Source organism: Anaerolineae bacterium, from assembly GCA_013178165.1.
GTDB lineage: Bacteria > Chloroflexota > Anaerolineae > Aggregatilineales > Ch27 > Ch27.
Window position 1 is genome coordinate 81535 of sequence record JABLXG010000015.1, and the last position, 25156, is coordinate 106690.

Below are 25156 nucleotides of genomic sequence, written 5' to 3' on the forward strand. Positions count from 1 at the left end.
CTCAAGCCAGAACGCGCTCGTCGCTATCAGCGGTAGCGTTCACGGCGGGCGAGAATCTGCTCGACACAGGCCGGTGGCACGGGCTGACGCCCCAGCCGGATCGTGCCATCGGCTTCCGGGCGGTGGAAATCGCTACCGCCGGTCATGATCAGGCCGTAGCGGCGGGCGGCTACCCACGCGTCCCGCGTGAAGGTCGGGCTGTGATCGGGGTAATAGACTTCCAGGCCATCCAGCCCGGCATCAACCCAGCTGCCAAGCCGGGCGGCGTAATCCCGGACGCGAACCGGATGGGCCAGTACGGCTACACCCCCCGCCGCATGAATCAGGGCGATGGCCTCCTCGATGGGCAATGGGAGATGGGGGACATACGCCGGCCCACCATTCCCGATGTAGCGATCGAACGCTTCCTGTATGGTGTGGACATGCCCGGCTTCCAGCAGGGCCTGGGCGATGTGCGGGCGGGCGACCGCCCCACCCGCGGCCAGGGTATAGACACGCTCCAGGGAGATCGGTGCGCCCAGCGCGGCCAGGCGGGCGGCGATTTGTTCGGCACGATCGCGGCGCGCCGAACGTAGCAGGCGCAGCCGCGCTTCAAAGGTGCCATCGGCAGGGTCCACGCCGTAACCCAGCAGATCGATCGCTTCCCCGTCTGGCTGCATCGTGGAAAGTTCCACCCCCGCCAGAACCAGCAGGGGGCTGCCTGCGGCGGCTTCCAGCGCCTCCGGCAGACCGGCAGTGGTATCGTGATCGGTCAGGGCGATGGCGTCGAGGCGGTGGCGCAAAGCCAGGACAACAACCTCCGATGGCCGGAATTCGCCATCGGAGGCGGTACTGTGGACGTGTAGATCAATGCGGTTGAGGGGCATGGCGGGACACGCAACCAGCTACAGCGACGCGCCGCCTAGCGTGTCTCAACAACCATACGGATGGCGGTACGCTCCTGCCCGTCGATAGAGGTCTCGGTAAAGTACGGCACAAAGACCACGTCGATGCCGTCTTCAGCCAGATACCCGCGGGCGATGGCCATGGCTTTGACGGCCTGATTGACCGCCCCGGCGCCGATGGCCTGCACCTCAGCGCGGCTATGCTCCCGGATCACCCCGGCGATGGCGCCGGCGACCGCTGTCGAACGCGAACGGGCGGAGACTTTGATTACGTCAACCTGCGAATGTTCCATGGGAGGGGCGGACGAGTCTGATGCAGGGGTTTGCATGGCTGGCTTCCTTGTGCAAGAAATGGCTCGCGAGAGGTTGAATGTAAGCTTATTGTACTGGAATTCACAGGTTGTTCAACGCGATTTACCCGAAGACGTGACAAACGGCCACTTTACTATACGACGATAGTCCCCCCTGCAACAGGCCCCGGTTCCCATATGACTAATAGGGCAGCCTGCGCCTCCCGGTCTCCTGGCGTTGGTTGAGGGGGTGGAGACTCTCTGCTACAATGAAAAATGCACCAGCGCCGCAGGGACACCAATGCAGCGATCGTCTGGCCGCCCGACCGGGCGCCAGAACCCGGCTCCGGGAGGGGGGCGCCCGGCGTTCTATTGCCGCAACCACGTTGCCGATGTATTTCACCTGCAGGTTGGCTCGCATTTGCGCCGCAGTTGCGCCGGGAACTGGCCGTGAGGCGGGGTAGCGGAGAAAATTTGAGGCAGGGGGCAGCATGAGCAAAGCGACCATGACCGCCCAGGACGCCTGGCAGGCCACCCTGGGGCAGCTTGAACTACAGCTCAACCGGGCGACATTTGAGACCTGGGTCAAAGGCGCCCGGTTGCTGGCCTATGAGGACGGCTCGTTCATCATCAGCGTCCGCAATGCGTATGTCAAATCGTGGCTGGAAAAGCGGCTCTACAGCTCGATCCGCCGCACGCTGGCCGATCTGTTTGGGCGCTCGGTTGAGGTGCGCTTTGTGGTCTACGACCCGCTGGAAGAGCCGGTCGATCTGGGGCCGCTGTGGCCCGAAGACGAGCCGGAGGTGGGCGCCGCCGCCGGCGAACAGCCCTACGAAACCAACCTCAACCCGCGCTATGTCTTCGAATCCTTTGTCGTCGGCAGCAGCAACCAGCTGGCCCACGCTGCGGCGATGGCCGTGGCCGATCATCCCGGCAGCGCCTACAACCCGCTGTTCATCTACGGCGATGTCGGGCTGGGCAAGACCCACCTGCTGCACGCCATTGGCAACGCCTGCCGTGCGCGTGGGTTGCGCGCCCTCTACACCTCCTCCGAACAGTTCACCAACGAACTGATCGATTCCATCCGCGCCCAGAACACCGCCGCCTTCCGCAACCGCTACCGCATGGTGGATGTCCTGCTGGTGGACGACATCCAGTTCATTGCTGGTAAGGACAGCACGCAGGAGGAGTTCTTCCACACCTTCAACGCCCTGCACAGCGCCAATAGCCAGATCGTGCTGGCCAGCGATCGCCGCCCGCGAGCGATGGCCACACTGGAAGAACGGCTGCGTTCTCGCTTCGAATGGGGCCTGATCGTCGACATTCAGCCACCCGATCTGGAGATGCGCATCGCTATCCTCAACGACAAGGCCGAACAGCAGGGCGTTCACCTGCCGGAGGCGCTGGCCGAGCTGATCGCCAACCAGGTGCGGGGCAACATCCGCGAGCTGGAAGGCGTGCTGACCCAGATTCTGGCTCAGGCGCGCCTGGCGCATGTCCCGCTTTCCGATGAACTGGCCCGCCGTGTCCTGCGCGAGTTCCGCGCCCCGCGCCGCGTCCATACCGTTGACACAGTGCTGGAGGTGACCGCGGCCTTTCACAACCTGACGGTGGAGGACCTGATCGGCCCTCGCCGCACCAAGAAGATCGCCATCGCCCGCCAGCAGGCCATGTACCTGGCGCGGGAAGCCACGGAAGCCTCCCTGCCACAGATCGGGGCGATCATGGGCGGGCGCGATCACACCACCGTCATGCACGGCTGCGCCAAGATCGCCGAACTCCTGGAATCGGATGAGGAGATGCGGCAGGAGATCAAGCAGCTTCGCCTGCGTTTATTCGAGGGCGACTGATCGCCGGGAACCGCCCGCCGCTAGCCGGGCGGGCCAGCGCGCCGCAGCCGTTCGATGGTAAAGTCGCGGGCCGGGCTATCGCTGTTCTGCAGGGCAGCGATGGTCGCCTCTATGTCGTAAGCCACCCGGCGAATGTCTACCTGCGCCACACCATCGGCGAAAGTCACCAGAGCGTAAGAGGCTCGCTGGTCGCCGTCAAACGGCATGCCGACGCTGCCGGGGTTGACAAAGCGCCATGTCCCCAGGTCGCGATCCATCGAGCGGTGGGTATGCCCGCCGAAGGCCAGCCGTCCCTCACGGTCGAGCAGGGCGTCCAGCAACAGATCATCGGGCGTGTAGGGCAACAGCACCATCTCGTCATCGCCCGGCCCGGCATGAAAGCCCACTACCGGCCCGTAGCCGGGGATGTCCAGGGCCAGGTCTGTGCCCAGGCGATCCAGGTATTCGGCAGCTTCGCCGTCGAGTTGCTGGGCCGTCCAGCCAAAAGCGGCGTCGCGGCCCATCATCTGCCGGACATGCGCGGCCCAGGTAGCGGCGGTAGGGCGCTCGGCGTGGGGACGCGCCCCCGTGGTAACGTAGCGGTCAGTATTGCCCCGGATGACCTTGGTCCGCTCCGCCGGCAGGCCGCGGATGACAGCCAGACATTCGGCTGGCTGCGGGCCAAAGGCGACCAGATCGCCCAGTATCCAGGTCAGGTCAGCGCCACCAGCGGCCTGTAGGTCGGCCAGCACCGCCTCCAGAGCGGCCAGATTCCCGTGAATATCTGAAAGCACAGCCAGGCGCATCATGATCGGCTCCTGTGACTCCTGTGAGTTACCCGGCAACAGGGGCGATTATACCCGAAACTGGCAGGTCGCATCGGCTGCCGGGTCTCCTGGCTTCCTGGCCTCGTGGCCCCCCCCGGCCACCTGCAGGGTTGCTCGCCGCTTTTGCCGGATTTTGCGCTGTGCTATACTGATCGCGATATGAGGAACGAAACTGACCGCGCTGTATGGCGCAAACGCTGGGAAAACCGCCTGGCTGTCTGGGGGGAGCGGTTGCGCGCCTGGGGGCTGGAGGGGCTGGTGGCGGCGTTGCTGGAGGCTGCCGAGCCGCTTGGCCCGCTGGGAGCGCAGGCGCTGTACGTGGCTCAGCCTGCCCTGGGTGTCTTTCTCCCGGCGGAGTCGGTTGGGCGCTGGGCGCGCGCGCTGGAGGACCCGGCCACGCTGGCCTGGCTGCGCGCCGGTCTGACCGCGGCGAATCCGGATGAGGAAGGGCCGTCTGATGGACCCGCTGACTAGTATCTTTACCCTGCTGGTGCTACTGGTCACCTTCGTGCTGATCACGGTGGTCGCCCAGTTCCTGCGGCGGCAGCGGCGATTGCGCCTGGCGCTGCGGCCTATCGCCGCTTACCGATCGATGCCGATCCTGGTCAGCGAGGCGGTAGAAAGCGAGCGCCCGGTGCACATCTCTTTTGGCGGCAGTGGGCTGGGGCTGGAATCGACGATCTCGGCGCTGGCTGTCGCTGATCTGATGTACCCGCTGGTGGAGCGCGCCTCCGTCGCCCGCCAGACGCCGCTGATCACGCTGAGTGATCCGACGGCGCTGGGCCTGGCCCAGGGCACGCTGATCCGCGCCTATCGCCGCCGGGAGACGCTCGGCGCTTACCGCAGCCCTGCCGTGCGCTGGTACCCGCAGGGGCCGCGCTCGCTGGCCTTCGCGGCGGGTGTTGGCGGGGCGCTGGCTGATGAAGACGCTAACATGAGCGTGGTGGGCGGGCGCTTTGGCCCGGAGATCGCCTTCATCGGGGAGGCCGCCTACCGCTATGATCAGACCTTTTTCGCCCAGAGCGACGATCTGGACGGCCAGGCCATCGCCTGGGTGATGGCCGGGCGGCCCCTGCTGGGCGAGGAGTTGTATGTCGCCGGGGCGTACCTCCCGGCCAGGCCATCGGCCCTGCATCTGAGCCAGTTGCTGGCCATGGATGGCCTGCGCCTGCTGGTTGTGGTCGCCATTTTGCTGGTGGCGGCGTTCACCGCTATCCGGGAATACTTTGTCCAGATCGCCATCGGGCTGGGCCTGATTATCCTGCTGATCGGCGTCTACTACGGGCTGATGTTCCTGCGCGCGCGGAGGAGGGCCTGAGCGATGCGGCGAGTACTGGCGGTGCTGGCTTCCAGCCTGGTGCTGGCGCTCGGTCTGATCACGCTCTGGGGCCTGTTCCCCGGTTCGCCGGTCGCGCCGGTAGCCGCCGCGCTGATCCAGCTGGTAGTGATCGTCAGCGCGGTAGCGGTGCTGGTGGGTGTCCTGAACCTGCTATGGGTGCATCTGCAGCGCGTCATTAACGGCGATCCCGGCTGGCCGTACAGCCTGGTGCTGTTTCTCGCTGCCCTGATCGTGATTGTGCTGGTCACGGTGGAACGGCTGGGTCTGGTGGCCGGTGAGCAACTGAGCGGTTTTCTGTTCAGCGCGGTGCAGGTCTCAGTGGAAAGTGCGCTGGCCGGGCTGCTGGCGTTTTTCCTGGTTTTTGCCGCAGCGCGTTTGCTCCGTCACCGTGTCACCTGGGCAGCCGTGCTCTTTGTCATCACCCTGTTGATCGTTCTGCTCGGCTGGGTGGGGCTGCCCGCCCTGGGCCTCGTAAACGACCTGAGCGCCTGGATCCGCAATGTACCCGCCGTCGCCGGGGCGCGCGGCCTGCTGATCGGTATCGCCCTGGGTGCTGCCGCGACCGGCGTTCGGGTACTGCTGGGGCAAGACCCCAGCTATCGGGAGTAAACGGCTATGACCGACGACCGGCCTATCCCCCCGGAAGATGAGGGCCTGCCGGAATGGCTGCGGGGCTTTGACCTGCCGCCGGATGACGACCGGCCGGCTGGACCACCCCCACAGCGGCCCGTCGATTCCCTGGATTTCCTGCGCGATGTCGGCGGCGAACCCCAGCCCGGCATCCGCGATACCGCGACCATGAAGCCAGTTTCTTCCGGCGCGCCCCCCGCCAAACCGGGACGCAAGCAAATCCTGGAAGAAAATGATGACCTGCCCACGGTAGAGGAACTGCGCGGCATCACCGCCACCCTGCCCTGGATGCGCGACCTGCTGGGCCTGGAACCGCCCCCGGAACCTGCGCCTGCCGGGGAGCTCCCCCCCAGTCCTCCTGAACCTGCCGCCGACGAACTGGACTGGATGGCCTTTGAAGCGGAGGCTGAACAGGGTGCGCCCGGCGCGCTGCCGGACTGGCTGGCCGGGGCCGAGCTGGACATGGAACAACCGCCATCTGAAGAGCCGCCGGCTCCACCACGGCCACGGGCTGAACTGCCCGACTGGCTGGCCGGGATGGAGGAGGAAATTCTGCCGCTGGAACCCGGCCAGGCCGCCATCCCCACCGGAAAGCCAGAAGCGCCCCCGGCCTGGGCGATAGAACAACCCGCCATGCCGCCTGTCGAGGACAGCGACCTTTCCTACGAGGAATGGGAACGGCTGCAGGAAGAAGCCGGGCGTGAGCCAACCGAGGCTGAAAAGCTGGCTGAGGAAGTGCCCGAATGGTTCGAAGCCATTGCCGAAGGCGAACTGCCCCCGGCGGAACAGCCCCCCGCTGCCGCCGAGGCCGCCGGACCGGAGTTCATGCCGGACTGGTACTTGGGCCTGGAAGAACAGGAGCAGGCGCAAAAGCCGGCGTGGTTCTCCGCAATCGACTATTCGCCGGATGCGCTGACCGCTGAGCCGGTCATCCCGGAAAAGGCCCCCGAACCGGAGCCATCGCTGGAGGACATCCCCGACTGGTTCGCCGAGGCTGAGGCTCCGGCAACACCGCCCGAACCAGGGCCGGAAGTACCCGCGTCGGCGGAGATACCCGACTGGTTCGCCGAGGCTGAGGCTCCGGCGGCGCCACCCGCGCCGGAGCCGGAAGCACCCTCCGAAGAGGAGGTGCCCGACTGGTTCGCCCAGGCTGAAGGTCTGCCCACGCCGGAGGCGCCCGCCGCGGCAGAGGTGCCCGACTGGTTCGCCGAAATCGGGCTGACGCCCTCCCAGGAGGCGGATTGGATGGCCGATCTGCAGGCCGCCGCGCCGGAGGAAGAGCAGGCCACCCCACCGCCGCCCGCCGGAGAACCGGCCCCGCCGGAAACACCAGTGCCAGAAGCTGAGGCGCCCCGCCCGGTGCACATCACCGAGCCGCCTGCCTGGCTGGGCGACCTGCCGTTTGAGCTTGAGCGTGCCCCCGCTGAGGCGGAAGCGCCACCACCGCAGCCCCCTGCTGAGCCGGTCGAAGAATTCATGCAGCTGATCGAGGAGAAGCTGGGTGAGGTGGAAGCGCCTGCCCCGCTGGCCACCGGCCAGGACGCATTGGTGCCGCTGGAGCAGGCCGAGTTCGACCTGGATGAACTGTTTGCCGTGGCGGAGTTGCCGCCGGAAGAAGAAGCCGTTGAGCAGGCACCTCCGCCAGGGGCAGAAATCACGGCGACACAACTCCCGGATTGGCTGGCTGGCGTGCAGGTTGGCGGATTCTCCGCCGTCCGCCAGGTTATGGATGTTGGCGAGACCCCGCTCGAGGAACTGAGCGAGCGCCTGCGCGCCCTGCGCGAGCACACCCTGGCCGCGGCTGAGGCCGCGCCGCCGCCTTCCCCGGCCCCGACCACACCTGCGCTGGATGGAATCACCGACGGCCTGGCCCCGGCGACCGTCTTTGACAATATGGCTGGCCGGGAAATGATCCTGGAAACCCGGCTGGATGAGCGCCAGGCAGCGCGTGTGGCGACGCTGTCCAGCCTGCTGGGGGTGGGTGAAGAAGCTGTTGCCCGTGACGCCGAAGGCCGGCCGGTCACCCTCACCGGCGCCCAGCAGGCCGTACGCATCGCGGAGGCGGCCAGGCGCGCCCGTGCCCGCAGCCGGGTCAAACCTGCCCGCGTGCTGGTCACGCTGGCGCTGCTGGCGGCGCTGGTGCTGCCCTTCCTGGTCGATGTTTCCGCGCTGCTACCGCTGCCGCCGGCAGCACTCGACCCGGCCAGCCACGGGACGCTCGACGCAGCGATCGAGGAACTGGACGAGCGCTCACAGGTGCTGGTCGGTTTTGAGTACGGTCCGACCGCCGCCGGGGAGATGGACGCCCTGACCAGGGCGCTGCTGACCCATGTGTTGCTCCGGGGGGCCAGACCGGTGATCGTCAGCACCAATCCGGCGGGCGTGCTGCAAGCCCGCAATGTGCTGGCTGACCTGGCCGCTGATCCCTTCATCCTGGCCCGGCGAGGCCGCACTGCCGCCCTGACCATGCCGGATGATTACGTGATCCTGTCCTACCTGCCGGGCGGGGTGGTCGGCCTGCGCGCCCTGACTGCCACCAGTACCGACGCCAGCGCCCTGGATCGCGGCCTGTTTGCCGTCGATCTGGAAGGCCGTCCGACCGGCCTGGACATCCGCTTCCTGCAGACGGCGTTTGACCTGGCGCTGGTCTTTGGCGAACGCGGCGAAGATGTCCGCCTGTGGGTGGAACAGGTCGGCGCGGCGGTCAAGCTGCCGCTGGGCGCGGCGGTCGCCGCCGGGGCGGAGCCGGTGGCCCGCCCGTACCTGACTTCCGGCCAGTTGATCGGCCTGCTGGCCGGTTACCGCGACGCCTACAGCTACGACGCCGTGCTGCGTTCGGCCCTGGCCCAGGCGGGCGGTGAGGCCCCCGGCGGGCGGTTGACCACCGGCACGCCCGTGCCCAGCCCAACTCCCAGCCCCACGCCGACGCAGCGCGTCACCGCCACACCAACATCCACGCCTGCTGACGAAGACCTGACGGCCACCGCCCTGGCTTCCGGCACGCCAACTGTGATCCCCAGCGCCACACCCCGCGTGATCATCACCGCTACGCCGGTTCCCACGCAGGTGCGGCCTGCCGTCGAATCACAGGCGCCAACGCCTATCCCGCCGCCGCCCGCGCCGCCGGAACGTGACACGCGCTGGTACAGCATGACGCTCGGTGTGCTGGCCGCCGGAGGGCTGATCGGCCTGGGGGCGCTGGTCAACTTCGCTCAGTGGATACGCCGGAGGCGAGAGCCGTGACGCCACAAGCGCTTGACGCCATCGGGGTCTGGGTGGGGTTCATCCTGACCCTGCTGATCTTCAGCTACCTGCTGACCGACAACTTCCTGTACCGGCTGACGGTTTATCTGTTCGTGGGGGTGGCGGCGGCCTATACCGGCGTGGTTGCCGTGGAAGGCGTGCTGTTGCCCTGGCTGCGCGGGACGTTGCTGGCCCCCGCGCCGCAAACCGGGCAGATTGTGCTGGGCCTGATTCCCCTGCTGGTCGGCGGCCTGCTCCTGCTCAAAGCCATCCCGGCCCTGGCCCCGCTGGGCAACCTGGGCCTGGCCTTCCTGATCGGCATCGGCACAGCGGTGGCGCTGATCGGCACGATCAGCGGCACGCTGATCCCGCTGGTCTACAGCAGCGGCGCGGCCATCGGCGATGATTTCATCAACGGCCTGATCCTCATCCTGGGCACGATCACCACCCTGCTGTACTTCCAATACCTGTCTGTTAAGACACCGGAAGGGGAGGTGGTGCGACCTCTGCCAGTGCGGGTGGCTGGCGGCATTGGCCAGATTTTCCTGATCGTGACCTTCGCTTCGCTCTATGCCGGCGCGATCCTCTCCAGTCTGACCATCGTCAGCGAGCGGATCGCCTTCCTGCTGGCGCGTGTGCTGGGCTGAGTGGTGTGAGCCATGGCTGGGACGAGCGACCTTAAATCGATCATCGCGGTGGATTTCGGCAGCGTCAACACACGGGCAGTGCTGATCGACCTGGTGGACGGCGTGTACCGTCTGGTGGCCCGCACCGTGACGCGCACCACCGCCGACGATCCGCTGCGCGACGTGGCGGTGGGTCTGTTCCGCGCCCTGGCGGCCATGGAGGAGCAAACCGGGCGCCGTTTGCTTGATGCAGGGCAGCAATTGCTGACCCCGGAAACCCGCGATGGCGCCGGGGTTGACGCCCTCTTGGCGACAGCCAGCGTGGGGCAGCCGCTGCGCGTGGTGGTCGCCGGCCTGATGCCGGATGTCAGCGTGGCCAGCGCCCTGCGTGTACTGGCCGGATCGTATGTCACTGTTGTCGATACGCTCTCGCTGGCGGATGTCCGCACAGAAGAGCAGCAGATCAACGCCATGCTGGCCCACAAGCCAGACATGATCTTTATTGTCGGCGGCACAGACGCCGGGGCGGAGGAGCCGATTCTCGATCTGGTCAGGGTCGTGCGCAGCGCGGTACAGATCGCCGCCCCCCGGCCAATGGTGCTCTACGCCGGCAACCGCGCCGCCCAGGATCAGGTGAAAGCCCTGCTGGAGGGGCTGTGCACGCTGGAAGTCGCCGATAATGTGCGGCCTACCCTGGAGGAAGAAACGCTCGGCGGCGCACAGCAGGGGCTGGCTGTGCTCTACGACCGTTTCAAGATGGCAAGCGGCGGCGGTTTTGACGAGGTGAGTAAGCTCAGCAGGGTCGGTGTGCTGCCCACCGCCCAGAGCCTGACCAATATCGTGCGTTACCTGGGCGAGGTAGCCGCCCGCGACCGGCGCAACCCGGCCCAGGGGGTGCTGGCGGTTGATGTTGGCAGCGCCACCACCACAGCGGCAGCTTCCATCCAGCGCCAGCCGTATATCAACATCCGCACCGATATCGGCATCGGCCACAGCGCCGCTACACTGCTCGACTTCACCACGCCGGGCAACCTGCGCCGCTGGCTGACCTGGGACGCCTCTGATTCTGAGATTGTCTCTTACCTGCACAACAAAGCCCTGCGCCCGGCCACCGTGCCCCAGACCACCCGCGAGCTTGAGCTGGAATACGCCGCTACGCGGGAGGCGATCCGCGTGGTGGTTGAGCAGGCCCGCGCATCCTGGAAGATCGGCCCGCCGATGCCCGTCCTGCGCCCGATCATCGGCGGTGGGGCGGTGCTGGCCAACACGCCGCACCCCGGTCTGGCCGCCCTGCTCCTGCTGGATGCCATCCAGCCGGTCGGCGTGACCGAGCTATGGCAGGACCCGGTCGGCCTGATCCCGGCGATGGGCGCGCTGGCTTACCTCAAGCCAGAAGCGGTCGTGCAGATGATCGACGAAGGCGATCTGATCCGCCTCGGCTCGGTGGCCTGCATGGAAGGGGAAGTGCGGCGCTTCGGACGCGGCGGCATGCGGGTGACCATCCGACTGGCGGATGGCCAGGTGGTGCGCCGCGATATCGCCGCCGGTACGATCTGGACTTATCCGTTGCCGCCCGGCCAGACGGCAGCCGTCGACATCAGCGTGACACGCGGCCTGACCATCGGCGGGCGTGGGCGCATCCGCCTGCAGATGAACGGCGGTGCTGCCGGCCTGATCTTCGATGCACGCGGCCGTCCGCTGCCGCTGCCGCGCGATGCTGAGGCGCGGGCGCAGCTTTACCCGCGCTGGGCCGCCGGTACGCGGGGCGTCATCCCGCGCCGCGCCGACGAAGTCGATGAGTCGCAGGTGGGGCGGGACGAACTGGATCGCGTCGCCCTGCAGCTGGAAGCGGAAGTGGCCGTCACCGGGCCGGAGGAAGAAGATCTGCTGGAAGTCTCCGATGCCCCCATCCGGCCTGCCCGGCGCCGCCTGTTTGGCTTCCTGCGGCGGCGATCAGCCCTGGCGGTGGAGGACGCGCTTGAGGAGGAAGAGGCGGAGGGTGCACCAGCTGGCCGGGCAGCCCAGGCAGGGCCGAACGGCGATGGGCAACTGACGCCGGGTTCGCCCTCGACCAAACCGTTCATCGACGATGAGGAATTACGCACTGAGTTACGTGGGGCAAAGGGTCGCCGCCAGCGCCGTTGAGTGAGAGCGCGGGCGGTTGCCGATCTGCCCGCCACGGTCGGGAGGTCTATGGCGGGCCGGGCTTTGCTTTTTTGGGCCTTCGGGCTTTAAATAGGGATACCCGGCGCACCATACTGGCGACGAGAGCCAAAGAGTCAGCGGATTATGGCTACTTACTACCCGGATCAGACGACCATCCTGCCCATGACGACCATCCGCCGGGAGCGCACGCTACCGCCGGATGTCATCGGCGAGGTGACGGTACAGCTTGATGCGTTTGTCAGCGCCGTGGATGTCGTCGCGCGCGGCACACGCGCCAGCCGTTACCTGGTGATCGACCTGCGGAACGCGCTCGGCGTGGACGACCCGGCTGCTATCGCGGCCAGGCTACACGTCCGGGCCGATCAGGTCATCCGCAAAGGCGATATCCTGGCCGGGGACAAAAAGAACCGCCGCACGCTCCTGCGCGCCCCGGTGACCGGCAGGGTGCACAGTGTGGTGGATGGCCGGCTGGTGCTAAAGACCGGCCTGAGCGAGGTTATTGTGCGAGCTGGCTTCCGGGGCGTGGTGACTTCCGTCCGACCGCGCGGTGTGTTGCTGGAGACAACCGGCGGGCTGGTGCAGGGGGTATGGGGCAACGGGCGCAGCTGCCTGGGCGCGCTCAAGATGGCTCCGCGCGGCGGGCTGGGGGTGCTGGAAATAGAGGAAATCACGCCCGACTGGCGGGGAGCGATCGTTGTCAGCCCGCAGCCGCTGGACCGCCTGGCTCTGGCCAAGGCAGAGGCGCAGACCCTGGGGGCGGTCATTGCGCCCTCCATGCCAGCGGACTTGCGCCCGGTCGCGCTAAAGCTCAAAATCCCTATAATGTTGACTGAGGGCTTTGGCTCGGAACCGATGAACCGGCTGGCTCAGGAGGTGCTGGAATCCTACGCTGGCATGCAGGCGTCGCTCAGCGCCCATGAGCCAAACCGCTGGTCGCCGGATCGACCGGAGGTGATCATCCCGGCGCAAGCCGATCTCAGACCGCCTCCGCCGGCCCGCGACGAGCCGCTCCGTCCCGGCGCGGAGGTGCGCATCATCCGCCAGCCCTATGCCGGGACGATTGGCCGGGTCCGCAGCCTGCCGCGGGTCCCGCAGCGCATTGAGAACGGCCTGCGCCTGCCGGTGGCGGAAGTCCTCCTGCCCAGTGGGCGGACGGTGACAGTCCCGCTGGTTAACCTGGAACTGTTTGGTCGGGGTTAAGCCCCTGCGTTCTGGGGGTTTTCATCCCCCGCACAGTGAAGGAGAGAGCAATGAGCGATAGGGATGAGCTGTTCAGGGATGACTCCTTCGACGAAGAACCCTTTGGCGATGAAGATTTCTGGCCAGAAGAAGAGGAAGAGGCCGGAGAAGGCGATCTGCGCTCCGAACTGGGGGATGAAAGCCGCGATGTGCCGGAGTTCGGCGAGGAACTGGAAGAGGAAGAAGGCCGCCGCCCGACCATCCTGGGGTTGAACCGCACTTTTGTCATTATCGGCGCAATCATCGCTCTGATCGTGTGCCTGGGAATTGGCGCGCTGCTGATCTACATCCAGGCGACCGCTGGCCCGACGGACATCGAACTGACGGTCACGGCTGTCTACGCCACCAACACCTTTGTCGCCTACGCCCTGGAACTGACTGAGACGCAGAACGCTGTCAACGCCTACCTGACAGCCACCGCCGACGCCTGGACAGATACGCCCACGCCAACGCCGACCTTCACCGCCACGCCCAGCCCTTCGCCAACGGTGGAGCTGGCCACCCAGGTGCCGATCTTCATGACGCCCACCCCTGATCTCTCCGCCGGTGGGCTGAGCGCCAGCGCGATCGAGTTGACCGCTACGGCGCTGGCGGCCATCCTGCGCGGCGGCACGCCTACGCCGGAGGGAGGCGTGAGCGTCCCCGGGTTTGTGACAGTGACGCCCGGGCCGCTGGCGACTGCGCTGCCCAGCACCGGCCTGTTTGACGACGCTATTGCCGGCGGGCAGGGCATCAACGGTCTGCTCACGGCGGCGCTGGCCGCCCTGGGGCTGGGCGCGGTGATCGTCGTGGTCCGTCGTCTGCGGGCGCAGTAAGCCGCGGGCGCAGCAAGCCGCGGGCGCAGCAAGCTGCGGACGCAGCAAGCCGCGGACGCAGCAAGCCGCGGACGCAGCAAGCTGCGGATGCAGCAAGCTGCGGGCGCGCGGGATGGCAACCATCGTCGACCCGGTCCCAGTCGGCGGGGACTGTCCACGATAGGAGGATCGCAGGGCCGGGCGCCCCCGCCCGGCCTTGTTATCTGTCCGGCGCGGCGATCTCTGTCTGACACGTGTATACAGGGCGTCTGCGATCGGGCCGCTCCCGGCACGCAGGTTCGCTGCCCCCGGTCTGGCTTCCCGGCCTCCTGGTCTCCTGACCGCCTGGCGTCTTCTCCTGCCGGGCAGACCCCGCCCATTATTTTTCTGCTAAAATCTCTCCTGTGGACGCTCACGGAGGGCTTCCCCATCGCCAGGCGAGAAACGCTATGGACACTGCCGGGGTTTCCGAGCTGTACCGCGATGATGATTTGCGCGCTGTGCTGCGCCTGCTTGCCAGCGGCCACTGCGTCGCCGTGGTGGGGATGAGCAACTTTGGCAAGTCGACTCTACTGCGCGCCCTGCAATCCCCCGCCGCCGCCGAGCATTACCGGGAACTGACGGGCACATCCGCACTGTTCGTTTATGTCGACTGCAACCGGATGCTGGAGCTTTCGCCGCGCGGCTTCTTTGAGGCCACGCTGCGGGCAGTGCTGGAAACGCTGCCGCCGGAGGACGAGGCCCTGCGAGCTATCATCCAGACGCACTACGAGATCATCGTCCAGCCGCCCAATGACTTTGCCGCTCCGCTGGCTTTCAATAATGCCCTGGTAAGCCTGGTAGAGGAAGCGGCGCGGCGGGTTGTCCTGCTGCTGGACGAGTTCGACGAAGTCCTGACCGGCATTGAGCCACGCATCCTGTTGAACCTACGCGCCCTGCGCGATCGCTACGGGGCTGATCTCAGCTATGTGATCGCCTCCGTTATCCTGCCCACCTACGGCCCGGACGACGATCATGTGGCCGAGTTCGCCGAGTTGTTCGCCGCCGGGCGCCATTACCTCGGCCCGCTCTCGCTGGAGCACACGCGGCGGATGGCCGCCGAGTTGTTCACCGCCGCCAACGATCATCTGGATGACGCCGAAGCTGAGTTTGTAGAACGCCAGGCAGGCGGTCACCCCGGCCTGATCCAGGCAGTTGTGCGGGTGCTGTTGCAGGTGGAAAGCGGTGCGCCGCAGCTTTACCAGCGCCAGGCTTTTGCCCTGGCGACCGAGATGCTGGAATCCGACCGCCAGACGATCAACGAACTGAACCGGTTGTGGCGGCAGCTTAGCGGTGAAGAGCAGCAGGCGTTGATCGAGGCAGTGACGGCAGGGCGCTTTTCGCCGGAGACGGTGCGCACCCTGGCCCAGCGCGGCCTGATCGACCCCGCCCAGATCGATCAGCAGACCCCCCGCCTGCTGGGAGAACTGTTCACTCGCTTTGTGCGCCGCAAAGCACTCACGCGGACCGGGCGTCAGCGCGGCATCCGCGTTGACACCGATTCCGGCCAGGTGTGGGTGGACGGCGCGGCGGTCGAGACGCTGACCGATCTGGAGTACCGCCTGCTGCTGCTACTCTATGGGCGGCTGGACAAAATCTGCGACAAGTACCAGCTGGTCGAAGCCGTCTGGGGCGAGGAGTACATCGACGAGGTGGATGACGTCCGCATCGAAAAGCTGGTCAGCCGCCTGCGCTCCAAGCTGGAGGCTCACCCCGGCGCGGCCCGCTACCTGGTCACAGTGCGCGGGCGCGGCTACCGGCTTTCCAGTGTCCCGCAGGAATAGCCTGGCCGGTACAACATGTGTCTCTCATGAGCTGCCTGGTCCGCCAGTTGTGAAAAAATCATTTAAAAACCCTTAAAAGAGGGCCAGGTGGGGATGGATTGGTGCTATACTACCTTAAGCTAAATCCGGCTTAACAACGCGGGCAGCTTAGCTGTCTCGCCCCCAATTTCATCAAACTACAATGGCGCACGAGTGTGGTAGAATGGTAACGTCAACATACAATACTCAATGCGCGATCCCCTTGAAGAAAACGGCAACAGGCCAGCCATTGAACGGCAGGCCCATTGTGCATGGTTAAGGAGGAGGGCCTGATGGCTGGACGCCAAGCGACATTGCTGGTCGTGGAAGATGATATTCATCTGCTGCAGGGCATCCGCGATATTCTGGAAATCGAGGGGTACCAGGTTGTAACAGCCTCCAGCGGCGTTGAAGGGCTGGAAGTGTTGCATAGCATGCCCAAGCCGCCGGATCTGATCATCTCCGACATTATGATGCCGCGTATGGACGGCTACCAGTTTTTTGAAGCGGTTCGAGCTTCGGAAGAATGGCTGGATATCCCGTTCGTGTTCCTGACTGCCAAAGGCGAAAAGCATGATGTGCGGCTGGGCAAGCGCCTGGGCGCGGATGACTACGTGATCAAGCCAATGGACCCGGAAGACCTGCTGGTGGTGGTCGAGTCCAAGCTCAAGCGCACCGCCGAGATCAAGGATCGCTACGACAGCCAGGTATCCAACATCAAGCACAACATCCTGACCATTCTCAACCATGAGTTCCGCACCCCACTGACGTACATGGTAGCCTACGCCGATATGCTCAACACCGATGCCGAGCATCTGACGGGGGAAGAGCTGCGTGCTTTTCTGCGGGGGGTCAACAGCGGCGCCGACCGCTTCCGCCGCCTGGTGGAAAATTTCATCGCCCTGGTAGAACTGGAGACGGGCGAAGCCCGCAATAACTTTGAATGGCGCCGGCAACCCGTAACTGATGTGCGTCCGCTGTGCAGCGATGTGATCGAGATGTCTCGCCCCGCCGCGGAGGAGCGCCATGTCGAACTGACTGCTCAGGTCCCGGAGCGCGTGCCGGAATTCTCCGCGGACTATGAGTATTTACGGGCGGCGCTGGCCCAGCTCCTTGACAACGCGATCAAATTCTCCGATAAGCCCAACCCGCGTGTGGAACTGCGCGTCGAGTCCGACTCCTCCAGCGTGCGCTTTGCCGTACAGGACTGGGGGCGCGGCATCGAAGCCGCCGAGTTTGAGCGCATCTGGCAGCCGTTCTACCAGATCGAACGCGCTCAGTACGAAGATCAGGGCGCCGGTTCCGGGCTGGCGATCGTGCGCGGCATTGTCGAGTTGCACGGCGGGCGGGTGGACCTGCAAAGCACCTTCGGGCAGGGCAGCACCTTTACGATCATCCTGCCGCGCACGGCCCCCGACCCGACCTGAGACGCGCGCCCGGCCCGGATCGTCAGCCTGCTGTCCGACTGCTGTCAGTGTCTAACTGGCGCGCCTGTGCTAAGATAAAAGGCAAACTGGGGCACAAGCTTAAGGAGGCCGTCGCTCATGGCGCAGTCTTTGCTGGACAAAGTGCAGACCCTCATTTCGGCTAACCTGCATGGCCTGGTTGACGCCGCGCTGGAAAAGAACTCGATCAAGGTGATGGACGAGTACATCCGGCAGGCCGAGCGTAACCTGGATTCGCTGGAGGATTCGGCGGCCACCGTTGGCGGGACGGTACGCACGCTCAAGCGCAAGCACGAGGAATTCGCCGCCGCCGCCGAAAAGCTCGACCGCGATATCGACGCCCTGCTGATCAGGGGGAAGAACGAACTGGCTGCTGCTGCTCAGGCGGACCTCAACACCAAGCAACAGCTGGCCCAGGAATACTACGAGCAGTGGCAGCAGCAGGAAGAGCAGTACCGCAAGATGATGGATATGAAGCTCAAGCTGGAGGCCAAGCTCACGACCATCAAACAGGAACGTGAGCAGGTCATCGCCCTGCTTGAGCTGGCCGAGGCCAAGCGTATCACCACCAAGACGATCAAGAGCCTGGACGACCTGGCCGGCCAGGGCGATGAAGACGTTTCCCGCGTGGTCGACGCCATCCGCAGCCGCCTGGACCGGGAGGACGCCAAGCTGGCCATGGCGACCGGCCGCCTGAGCGAGCAGATCGAAGAAGCTGTCGGCTTCAGCGAGGTGGAGCAGCAGCTTGAGGAACGCCGTCGCCGCCTGAACCTCGGCGGTGGCGAGAGCAGCGGGCAATAAGAACGTCGCGGCTGCCACCAGCTATCATTGGGGCGAGGTCGCCGGGGGAGCGCGATCATCCGATCAGTTCTTCCGGCCTGGCCTCGCTCTTTTAATCGAACAATCCGGCGCTGCACGGCAACGCGGTAGACCATAGCGGCGCCAGAGGGCATGGCGGCGCGATCGCAGGAGGGGGGCGGCGATGAGCGACCTCATTGGAAAACGCATCGGAGACTACCGCATCCTGGACATTCTGGGGCATGGCGGGATGGCCGATGTCTACTACGGCCTGGACCCCGCCAATAACCCGGTTGCGGTCAAGATCATGCATCCCCGGATGGCGCATGACCAGCAGTTCATCACCCGCTTCCGGCGCGAGATTCGCGTTACCCGCGCCCTCCAGCACCCGCATATCGTCCGGGTCTACGGCAGCGGGGTACACGAGGCAATTCCTTACCTGGTCATGGAGTATGTGAGCGGCGGGACGCTCAGCCAGTTGCTGGATCAGGGCGCGCTCCCGCTCACCGAGGCAGCCCGCCTGCTGGCGCAACTGGCTGACGCGCTGGATTATGCCTGCCACAGGGGCGTGATCCACCGGGATGTCAAACCTCAGAACGTGCTGATGGCGTCCCCGACCGAGGCCAAGCTCTCCGACTTCGGGCTGGCCAAAATCGCCGGCGACCAGGGCGGAGCCACAGTCAGCAGCACCGCGATGGGCACAGCCCGCTATATGGCCCCGGAGCAGTTCACCGACGCAAAAAAGGTGGATCATCGCGCTGACCTCTACGCCCTGGGCGTGATCCTCTTTCAGATGCTCTCCGGCCATTGTCCTTTTGAAGCGACCAGCGCCCCCGAACTGATGCATCAGCACATTACCGCATCGGTGCCCTCCGTGCGGGAGTATGCGCCCGGCCTGCCGCTGCAGATCGACAATCTGCTTCGCAAAGCTCTGGCCAAGCATCCGGATGACCGCTTTCAATCCGGCAAGGAAATGGTCGCTGCCTTTCAGGCCATTCTGGACAGGCAGACGGCCGAGATCGCCCTGCCGGAAGACCTGAAGGATCAGACTATGCCGGCACTGGAAGCCTCTGGCGTTCCGCTGCCAACCATGCCCCCGGACGTAGAGGATGCCGAGGAAGAGCTGGCGCCGTACCTGCGCAAGATGCAACCGGCGCATCAGGCGCTGTTCCAGCGGGCGCTGCAGGCCTACAGCCGTGGCGACAACATCATCGCCCTGGCCCTGCTGCGGGAGATTCTGGAAGCCGATGAGCGGGCAGCGGCGGCCTGGGTGCTGCGCAGTTATGTGGAAGCCAACTGGTACGATCAGGTGCAATGCGCCCGCAACGCGCTGGCGGTTGCCCCTGATATGGTTGACGCCAGGCTCCGCCTTCAGCAGCTTGAGGCGCAGGAAATCAGGGTCACCTTTGGCCGGACTCACAGTGACATCCCGGCCGTCAGCCTGCAACTGACCGCACCCGAACCGCAGGCATCAGCGGACAACGACCCACTGGATAACCTCTACCAGTGCCCGTACTGCGGCGTGGTCAACGATCCGCCCCGCCAGCGCTGCAGCAGTTGCCGCCGCAGCCTGATGCGCCCTGTACCGCCTGAGCGTAAGCCTACTCCCGCGCTGCTGACTGCTGGATCGCTGGCCTTTGGTCAGTTTGTCATGATCCTGTTCCAGTGGCTGCCAGCCCTGTTCTGGACCTGGTATGAGGGCCTGGAAGACGGCTCCCGGCTGAAGTGGAGCGCGGAGCAAATCTTCGCCACCGATGCATCGCACATGTTCGCCGGGGATTTCTACCGTGTACTGACGCCCGATCTCTTCGAGTTCATCCTGGTTACCAGCCTGATCCGCGCCGGGCTGGTGCTGCTGGTGGCCCTGGGGTTGCGGCTACGGCTGGTGTGGAGCTTCTACCTGGGCCTGCTGGTCTTTATCGCCGAGATCGGCTGGGGGATGCTGGGCTTCGCCCGCGCCTGGACCGGCTCGATTCCCGGCGTGGGCGGGGCATTGCTGGCGGTGGGCATGCTGTTCACGCTCAGCCGGGCAGCGCCGAATTTCATCGGCACAGCGGAGCGCTACCTGGTCAAACCCGACGCCAAACTGCCCAGCGGGCAGGCATACTGGCAACTTGGACGCGAGTATGAACGTAAAGGGATGTGGGCGATGGCTGTGGCCCACTACCGGGCAGCCGCCGCGACCTTTCCGCGGCGCCCTGAATTCTATAAGTCGCTGGCCATCGGGTATAATCAATTAGGTCGGCTGGATCGGGCCTGGGCTGCCCTAGAAGAAGCCCGTATCCTTGCCCCCACCGATGAGGAGATCCCGGCCCTGATGCAACGCCTGATGGCCAAGCATACCCAGGGAGGGACACAGGGAGTTATCCATGAGCGATGAGCTAACCCCGCGCGAACGCCTGCGCGAACGCGCCAGGAAAACCGTCTGGGCGGACGCTTTCTTCCGCTGGGAGAGCGCGGTCACCATCGCGCTGACCATGTTGCTGGCTTTTTTCGTCCCCCAGCTCCCGGCCCCCTTTGAGTGGTGGCAATGGTGGTACTGGCTCCTGGCCGGGCTGGTCGTCGAGGCCGGGCTGGTGCTGGCCCATGTGACCGATCCGCAATCGGCCCAGGCCGCGGTGGCCCGCCTGTTCCGCCGCGAGCACGACCCGCGCGACATCCGCACCCGCACGGCCCGCCAGCAACTTCAGAAGGCGCTGGATTACCGTGACCGTATCGCCGACCTGGTGGCCCAGCAATCCGGGGCGCTGCAGATGAGCCTGCAACAGACGCTCGATGACGTGGACGAGTGGATCGCCCAGGTCTACCGCCTGGCCCGGCGTATGGATAGCTTCGCCGCCGATTCCCTGCTGGAGCGCGACCGGCGCAATGTGCCGAACGAACTGCGCGCCCTGCGCCGACGCCTGGAGACGGAAGAATCGCCCACCGTGCGCCAGGAACTGGAAGACGCCATCCGGCTCAAGGAGCAGCAACTGGCCAACCTCAAAGCCGTTGAGGATAACATGAAGCGGGCCGGACTCCAGCTTGATAACACGCTGGCCGCGCTGGGCACGCTTTACGCTCAGGTACAGGTCATCGACTCCAAAGACATGGACAGCGCCCGCGCCCGGCGGCTGCGCGACGAAATTCACGACGAGGTGGCCGAACTGCAGGATACCATCCTGGCCATGGACGAGGTGTATTCCACCGGACGGCTGCGCGAATGAGCGTCCTGCGCTCATCCGCCGCGCTGAGAGGAGGTGGGCATGGAATCGCTGTTGCCGCCCGCTTTGCTGGACCCTAACCTGCTGTACCTGATGCTGGTGGCCGCGGCCTGGATCGCGGTGCTGGCCCTGCTTGTGCCCGGCACCGGGATTATTGAGGCGCTGGTGATCGTCGGGCTGCTCTTCGGGCTGGGCGGGCTGCTGACGATCGGCGCGGGCTGGCCGGCCCTGGTGTTGCTGCTGATCGCATCCGGCCTGTACGCGCTGGCGATCCTGAGCCAGTTCATGGCTGCCCGCGAACCGGCCCAGCGACCCTGGCTGCCAGTTTCCTCGTGGACGGTGGCGCTGGTGGCCACTGCCGTGCAGGTCGGCGCCGGGCTGCTGCTGATTGCCAGCCTGCCGGGCCTGGCCTGGTGGCTGGTGGTAGCGCTGGCGCTGGGATCGCTGGCCATCTACCGCTGGATGCTGCTACCGACGGTCAATGCCCTGCGCCCGCCGCCGCAGACCGGCGTTGAAGCCCTGGTCGGCACCAAGGCGGAGGTGCGCTCTGCGCCGAGTGCGCCGGGCAAGCCCTGGATGGTCTACCTGAATGGCGAGCTGTGGCAGGCGGTTTCCGCCGATGAGCTGACCATTGGCGAGACGGTAGAGGTCATCGCCCGCGAAGGGATGCGCCTGACCGTCCGGCGGATGGCGCCGCCCGGCGACAACCGCTAACGAGGGCTTACCGCACTGCCCGGAAGGATCATGACTGAACCTGAGACTGTGCCTCCGCCGGAACTCGACGGGTACCGGCTGGCCTTTGCCTCGCCCCGCGATCTGCGGGCCATCCGCCGCCTGGAACAGATCATCTTCCCCGGCGAGGCTTACGGCTACTTCGACCTGCTGATGCTGCTGCTCGCTCCCGGCATGATCAACCTCAAGATCGTGGCCCCTGACGGCGAGCTGGTCGGGTTTGTCTCCGGCGGGCGGTTGTTCCGCGTAGGCCGGACGTGGATCATGACGATCGGCGTCCATCCGGCGCACCAGGGGCGCGGACTGGGGCGCTGGCTGCTGGCGGCCTGCGAGTCGCTGCTGCCCGACCGCACGATCTACCTGACCGTCCGCGCCGACAACGCCCGCGCTCTGGCACTGTACCGGCGCAACGGTTACCGTGAGGTCGGCGTCAAGCCCGGCTACTACGCCGGGGGACAACCCGGTATTGAGATGCGCAAGGATCGCCCGCCACGCTGATCGTGGTGACCGGCGTGGGCTGGCTCAGGACAGTGTCAGGTTTCCTCAGGCACAGGGATGAAACGCAGCCGATCGGCGGCGGTATCCAGCACGGCCACTGAGCGCCCTTCGCGTCGCGTCCCGCCCAGTGCGCCGGGGTTGATCACCCGCGTCGCGCCCAGGCGCTCGTCGCGGTGCAGGTGGGTATGGCCGTGAATGACGTAGCGGTAAGCGCCCGACTGGATCGCCCGTTCCAGGCCGTCATGGCCGTGCAGCAGGGCGATCGGATAGCCATCGACGACCAGGTTGACGGCTGGCCGGGGCGGGGCGCAGCCGATCTGGCTGGCGGCGGCTTCCAGCTCAGCTACCGCCCTGTCCATGTTGCCCAGCACAAAGGTGGCCTCCCACCCGGCGAAGAGCAGCACGATCTCACCGCCGGTGATGTCGCCACAGTGCAGCAGGCGGGTGACGCCTTCCTGGCGGAAGATCGCCAGGGCAGCCCGCGTGGTGGCAGCGTTGTTGTGTGTATCGGAAAGCAGGCCGATCAGCATGGGGCGCTCCTCCAGCGTTGCGGCGAGGGCTAACCGTCAACCCGCGTCAGGGTAATCGTGAAGTAGCCCGGTTCGGTGGTCAGCGGCGCGATCGGGCTGATGATCAGCGTTGCTTCCCCCGCCGGGCCGCCAACATCAAATTCCCAGGCGCCGTGCGCCCCATCGCCGGGCATCGCCAGACGCGTCACGGCGGTTTGCTGCCCGCGCGTCACCAGTTGCACGATCCATTCCTGCGGCAGGATGTTGTCGATGTAAAGCCAGCCCTCGGATTCCCAGCCGCCCGGCCCGGCCTCAAAATCGTCGAAGTAGCCGATCTCCGGGATGCGCACATCGTCGATGACCATCCCGGTTGTGTTGACCGACTCATCCGTGATCAATTCGAAGCGCAACAGCACCTCCTGACCGGCGAAGGGCGTCAGGTCAACCCTTTCCCGGAGCCAGATGGGTGTGGCGTCGCCGCTGGTGTAACCACTATCGCCGGTGTAGGCCGGGCCATAGGCGTTGCCATGCGGGTCGGCAGTCGTGGTGTACAGGCCGGGGAGCGGCGTCCATGTTGCCCCGTCATCAACGGAGACCATCACGTAGGCATAATCCCACAGGTGCTCGATATCGTACCAGGTTTGGAATTCCAGCGTGGCCCGGCTGACACCGCGCAGGTCAAAGCGGCGGGTCAGGCGGGAATCAGTGGTATCCCCCCGGTTGGAGTACCACATCCGCGCCCCGCTGAATGGCCCCGTCGGCACCAGCCGGACGGTTTCCGCCCCGCTGAAGTCCAGGCGCAGCCGTCCGGGGCCGGTGTGCTGGAGGGCGATGTAGCAGGCGCTGTATTGTGGGGCGCTGCGGGTCAGGGTGGCCGGGTAGGCGGTGATTGTCTCCTGAACCTGCGCCGCGCCGAGCGCCCTGCTCAGCCGCGTGTAACCATAGCGGGTATCCCCGCTACCGTTGAGCAGATTGGCAACCGTCCAGTCGGCAAAGAGCACCGTGCTGGTCAGCGGCTGGCCGGTCGCCGGATCGCGCGCACTCAGCGTCTGCAGGGCGGCGTCCACACCGGCCATGCCGTTGGCTTGCTGCGCGACCAGCAGGCGTGTTCCGGCTTCCCCGAAGCGTTCGTAAAAATACGCGGCAAACAGGAATGCCGCGCCATAATGCGGGAGGGTAGACTCGTTCTCCGGCCAGGTAGTCAGCTGGACGCCCGGATCACGCAGGAACTGCGGCGCAAAGCCGGTCTGATCCAGACCGGCCAGCAGCGCGGCCAGCTCCGCCGAACCCTCGTCCAGCCAGGCGTCTTCATTGGCGTCGTTGTTCCAGTGGATCATATGCTGGAATTCGTGAGCCAACACGGCGTCGTAGTAGCCCGTGCCGATCGCCTGGCGCATGGTATCCAGGTTGACAAAGACCATCTCGCGCTCGTTGCTACCGGGTTTGATCTCCGCCGGGTACAGGCTCTCCGCACTGAAATAGGCGGCGGTGCCCGCCCCCAGGTTGGCGGCGTGCAGGATGTGCAGGCGCGGGTCGCCGTCCACGCCGGGGCTGGCTTCCTGGCCGAATATCGTGCGCAGCAACGGGTAGGTGTGCGTGCTGAACACGTCGGCGGAACGTTCCAGCGCCGCCTGGTCAACTTCTGCGCCGTTCTCCACCCACATGTAGACTACGTCGGTTACGTAGCGCAGCGTCGCTTTGACCCGGAACTTCTCGTCGGTCTCAACGTTATCCGCCCAGAAGAGCGCCACATCCCCCACCTGCCAGCGCTGGACGGGCGCGGCGGGCGGCGCGGGGAGACTCTCCACGCCGCGCAGCCGCCGGGCCAGGTCCAGCGGATCGCGGATGGGCAGCGGCGTGGTCAGCACCTGCTCCAGCGTGGAGAGCGCGGCAGGCGATCCCTGCGCGGCCAGCGGCGCAGGCAGCAGGAGGAGCAGCAGCAACAGGTAGAGCAGGGGCAAACGGTGCATAGGTGCCCTGTTGGTGCGCCAAGTGCTTTACGGCGCGGTCTGTGTCGGCAGTGGATGCCAGGCGATTGAGTCCAGGATGGTTTGCAGGGCGGGCATAGCCGGGTTGAGGCCACTTAGCGGCTCGGTGTAGATGTAAAAAGCGTAATTACCACCCTGCACCTGCAGGCTGGCGAACCAGCCCGCTGTGTCTGGCTCGCCGTGGCAGCCCAGCGCCTGGAAATACGTCCCTACGGCGTCATCGCGCCCGCCCACGCTGAAATTCCGCGCCAGGTCCAGCCCCACATTGCAGGACG

The 25156-nt window shown here is 65.9% G+C and carries 21 protein-coding genes; 16 read left to right on the top strand and 5 right to left on the bottom strand.

Annotated elements, in window-relative coordinates:
* Positions 1-26: 26 nt before the first annotated feature.
* Together HPY64_10870 and HPY64_10875 are read right to left on the bottom strand one after the other, a co-directional pair.
* Entirely contained in the window at positions 27-866 is an 840-nt protein-coding gene (locus HPY64_10870) for a PHP domain-containing protein (protein NPV67637.1), read from the bottom strand.
* A 35-nt stretch (positions 867-901) separates the two neighbouring features.
* Positions 902-1177: a stage V sporulation protein S gene (locus HPY64_10875; protein ID NPV67638.1), complete on the bottom strand. Its 276-nt coding sequence runs from the start codon at positions 1175-1177 to the stop codon at positions 902-904.
* 503 nt (positions 1178-1680) lie between these two features.
* Between HPY64_10875 and dnaA the strand changes: the two genes are divergently transcribed.
* On the top strand, positions 1681-3024 hold the full coding sequence (dnaA, locus tag HPY64_10880; protein NPV67639.1) for a chromosomal replication initiator protein DnaA: 1344 nt from the start codon (positions 1681-1683) through the stop codon (positions 3022-3024).
* A 20-nt stretch (positions 3025-3044) separates the two neighbouring features.
* On the opposite strand, the gene HPY64_10885 is transcribed toward dnaA, so the two are convergent.
* Positions 3045-3812 (bottom strand): metallophosphoesterase family protein, encoded by a 768-nt coding sequence (locus HPY64_10885; protein NPV67640.1) that lies wholly within the window; start codon positions 3810-3812, stop codon positions 3045-3047.
* Between the two features lie 177 nt (positions 3813-3989).
* On the opposite strand from HPY64_10885, the gene HPY64_10890 reads away from it, so the two are divergent.
* The 15 genes from HPY64_10890 to HPY64_10960 all read left to right on the top strand — a co-directional run bounded on the left by HPY64_10890 (position 3990) and on the right by HPY64_10960 (position 22384).
* Positions 3990-4304, top strand: coding sequence for a hypothetical protein (locus HPY64_10890; GenBank protein NPV67641.1), 315 nt, complete (start codon positions 3990-3992; stop codon positions 4302-4304).
* On the top strand, positions 4288-5148 hold the full coding sequence (locus HPY64_10895; GenBank protein NPV67642.1) for a hypothetical protein: 861 nt from the start codon (positions 4288-4290) through the stop codon (positions 5146-5148). The genes HPY64_10890 and HPY64_10895 overlap by 17 nt, the downstream gene beginning before the upstream one ends.
* 3 nt (positions 5149-5151) lie before the next feature.
* Positions 5152-5778, top strand: a complete 627-nt coding sequence (locus HPY64_10900; protein ID NPV67643.1) for a hypothetical protein — start codon at positions 5152-5154, stop codon at positions 5776-5778.
* Positions 5779-5784: 6 nt separating this feature from the next.
* Positions 5785-9042: a hypothetical protein gene (locus HPY64_10905; protein ID NPV67644.1), complete on the top strand. Its 3258-nt coding sequence runs from the start codon at positions 5785-5787 to the stop codon at positions 9040-9042.
* Positions 9039-9689, top strand: a complete 651-nt coding sequence (locus HPY64_10910; GenBank protein ID NPV67645.1) for a hypothetical protein — start codon at positions 9039-9041, stop codon at positions 9687-9689. The genes HPY64_10905 and HPY64_10910 overlap by 4 nt, the downstream gene beginning before the upstream one ends.
* A gap of 12 nt (positions 9690-9701) precedes the next feature.
* Positions 9702-11813: a hypothetical protein gene (locus HPY64_10915; protein ID NPV67646.1), complete on the top strand. Its 2112-nt coding sequence runs from the start codon at positions 9702-9704 to the stop codon at positions 11811-11813.
* A 144-nt stretch (positions 11814-11957) separates the two neighbouring features.
* A complete protein-coding gene (locus HPY64_10920; GenBank protein ID NPV67647.1) occupies positions 11958-13034 on the top strand; it encodes a hypothetical protein in 1077 nt (358 codons plus the stop codon).
* Between the two features lie 50 nt (positions 13035-13084).
* A complete protein-coding gene (locus HPY64_10925; protein ID NPV67648.1) occupies positions 13085-13888 on the top strand; it encodes a hypothetical protein in 804 nt (267 codons plus the stop codon).
* A 428-nt stretch (positions 13889-14316) separates the two neighbouring features.
* On the top strand, positions 14317-15690 hold the full coding sequence (locus tag HPY64_10930) for an AAA family ATPase (protein ID NPV67649.1): 1374 nt from the start codon (positions 14317-14319) through the stop codon (positions 15688-15690).
* Positions 15691-16001: 311 nt separating this feature from the next.
* Complete coding sequence (locus HPY64_10935; protein NPV67650.1) at positions 16002-17135, top strand: hybrid sensor histidine kinase/response regulator; 1134 nt, start codon at positions 16002-16004, stop codon at positions 17133-17135.
* Between the two features lie 117 nt (positions 17136-17252).
* Positions 17253-17954 carry a hypothetical protein gene (locus tag HPY64_10940; protein ID NPV67651.1) on the top strand — a complete coding sequence of 234 codons (702 nt, stop codon included), beginning with the start codon at positions 17253-17255 and terminating at the stop codon, positions 17952-17954.
* Between the two features lie 181 nt (positions 17955-18135).
* Positions 18136-20331 carry a serine/threonine protein kinase gene (locus HPY64_10945; protein NPV67652.1) on the top strand — a complete coding sequence of 732 codons (2196 nt, stop codon included), beginning with the start codon at positions 18136-18138 and terminating at the stop codon, positions 20329-20331.
* Positions 20321-21157: a hypothetical protein gene (locus HPY64_10950; protein NPV67653.1), complete on the top strand. Its 837-nt coding sequence runs from the start codon at positions 20321-20323 to the stop codon at positions 21155-21157. Before HPY64_10945 ends, HPY64_10950 begins: the two co-directional genes overlap by 11 nt.
* A gap of 39 nt (positions 21158-21196) precedes the next feature.
* Positions 21197-21868, top strand: a complete 672-nt coding sequence (locus HPY64_10955) for a hypothetical protein (GenBank protein NPV67654.1) — start codon at positions 21197-21199, stop codon at positions 21866-21868.
* Positions 21869-21898: 30 nt separating this feature from the next.
* Positions 21899-22384, top strand: coding sequence for a GNAT family N-acetyltransferase (locus tag HPY64_10960; protein NPV67655.1), 486 nt, complete (start codon positions 21899-21901; stop codon positions 22382-22384).
* 35 nt (positions 22385-22419) lie between these two features.
* Here the strand turns inward: HPY64_10960 and HPY64_10965 are convergent, their stop codons facing one another.
* Together HPY64_10965 and HPY64_10970 are read right to left on the bottom strand one after the other, a co-directional pair.
* Entirely contained in the window at positions 22420-22914 is a 495-nt protein-coding gene (locus HPY64_10965; GenBank protein NPV67656.1) for a YfcE family phosphodiesterase, read from the bottom strand.
* 29 nt (positions 22915-22943) lie between these two features.
* Entirely contained in the window at positions 22944-24863 is a 1920-nt protein-coding gene (locus HPY64_10970; GenBank protein ID NPV67657.1) for a hypothetical protein, read from the bottom strand.
* Positions 24864-25156: the final 293 nt, after the last annotated feature.

What these genes read in the sequence shown, in the direction of transcription:
- HPY64_10965 (NPV67656.1), bottom strand. Translation starts at nt 22,914, where the DNA reads ATGCTGATCGGCCTGCTTTCCGATACACACAACAACGCTGCCACCACG.
- HPY64_10955 (NPV67654.1), top strand. Translation starts at nt 21,197, where the DNA reads ATGGAATCGCTGTTGCCGCCCGCTTTGCTGGACCCTAACCTGCTGTAC.
- HPY64_10940 (NPV67651.1), top strand. Translation starts at nt 17,253, where the DNA reads ATGGCGCAGTCTTTGCTGGACAAAGTGCAGACCCTCATTTCGGCTAAC.
- HPY64_10930 (NPV67649.1), top strand. Translation starts at nt 14,317, where the DNA reads ATGGACACTGCCGGGGTTTCCGAGCTGTACCGCGATGATGATTTGCGC.
- HPY64_10945 (NPV67652.1), top strand. Translation starts at nt 18,136, where the DNA reads ATGAGCGACCTCATTGGAAAACGCATCGGAGACTACCGCATCCTGGAC.
- HPY64_10925 (NPV67648.1), top strand. Translation starts at nt 13,085, where the DNA reads ATGAGCGATAGGGATGAGCTGTTCAGGGATGACTCCTTCGACGAAGAA.
- HPY64_10970 (NPV67657.1), bottom strand. Translation starts at nt 24,863, where the DNA reads ATGCACCGTTTGCCCCTGCTCTACCTGTTGCTGCTGCTCCTCCTGCTG.
- HPY64_10920 (NPV67647.1), top strand. Translation starts at nt 11,958, where the DNA reads ATGGCTACTTACTACCCGGATCAGACGACCATCCTGCCCATGACGACC.
- HPY64_10935 (NPV67650.1), top strand. Translation starts at nt 16,002, where the DNA reads ATGGCTGGACGCCAAGCGACATTGCTGGTCGTGGAAGATGATATTCAT.
- HPY64_10950 (NPV67653.1), top strand. Translation starts at nt 20,321, where the DNA reads ATGAGCGATGAGCTAACCCCGCGCGAACGCCTGCGCGAACGCGCCAGG.
- HPY64_10905 (NPV67644.1), top strand. Translation starts at nt 5,785, where the DNA reads ATGACCGACGACCGGCCTATCCCCCCGGAAGATGAGGGCCTGCCGGAA.
- HPY64_10960 (NPV67655.1), top strand. Translation starts at nt 21,899, where the DNA reads ATGACTGAACCTGAGACTGTGCCTCCGCCGGAACTCGACGGGTACCGG.
- HPY64_10875 (NPV67638.1), bottom strand. Translation starts at nt 1,177, where the DNA reads ATGGAACATTCGCAGGTTGACGTAATCAAAGTCTCCGCCCGTTCGCGT.
- HPY64_10900 (NPV67643.1), top strand. Translation starts at nt 5,152, where the DNA reads ATGCGGCGAGTACTGGCGGTGCTGGCTTCCAGCCTGGTGCTGGCGCTC.
- HPY64_10890 (NPV67641.1), top strand. Translation starts at nt 3,990, where the DNA reads ATGAGGAACGAAACTGACCGCGCTGTATGGCGCAAACGCTGGGAAAAC.
- HPY64_10870 (NPV67637.1), bottom strand. Translation starts at nt 866, where the DNA reads ATGCCCCTCAACCGCATTGATCTACACGTCCACAGTACCGCCTCCGAT.
- HPY64_10915 (NPV67646.1), top strand. Translation starts at nt 9,702, where the DNA reads ATGGCTGGGACGAGCGACCTTAAATCGATCATCGCGGTGGATTTCGGC.
- dnaA (NPV67639.1), top strand. Translation starts at nt 1,681, where the DNA reads ATGACCGCCCAGGACGCCTGGCAGGCCACCCTGGGGCAGCTTGAACTA.
- HPY64_10885 (NPV67640.1), bottom strand. Translation starts at nt 3,812, where the DNA reads ATGATGCGCCTGGCTGTGCTTTCAGATATTCACGGGAATCTGGCCGCT.
- HPY64_10895 (NPV67642.1), top strand. Translation starts at nt 4,288, where the DNA reads ATGGACCCGCTGACTAGTATCTTTACCCTGCTGGTGCTACTGGTCACC.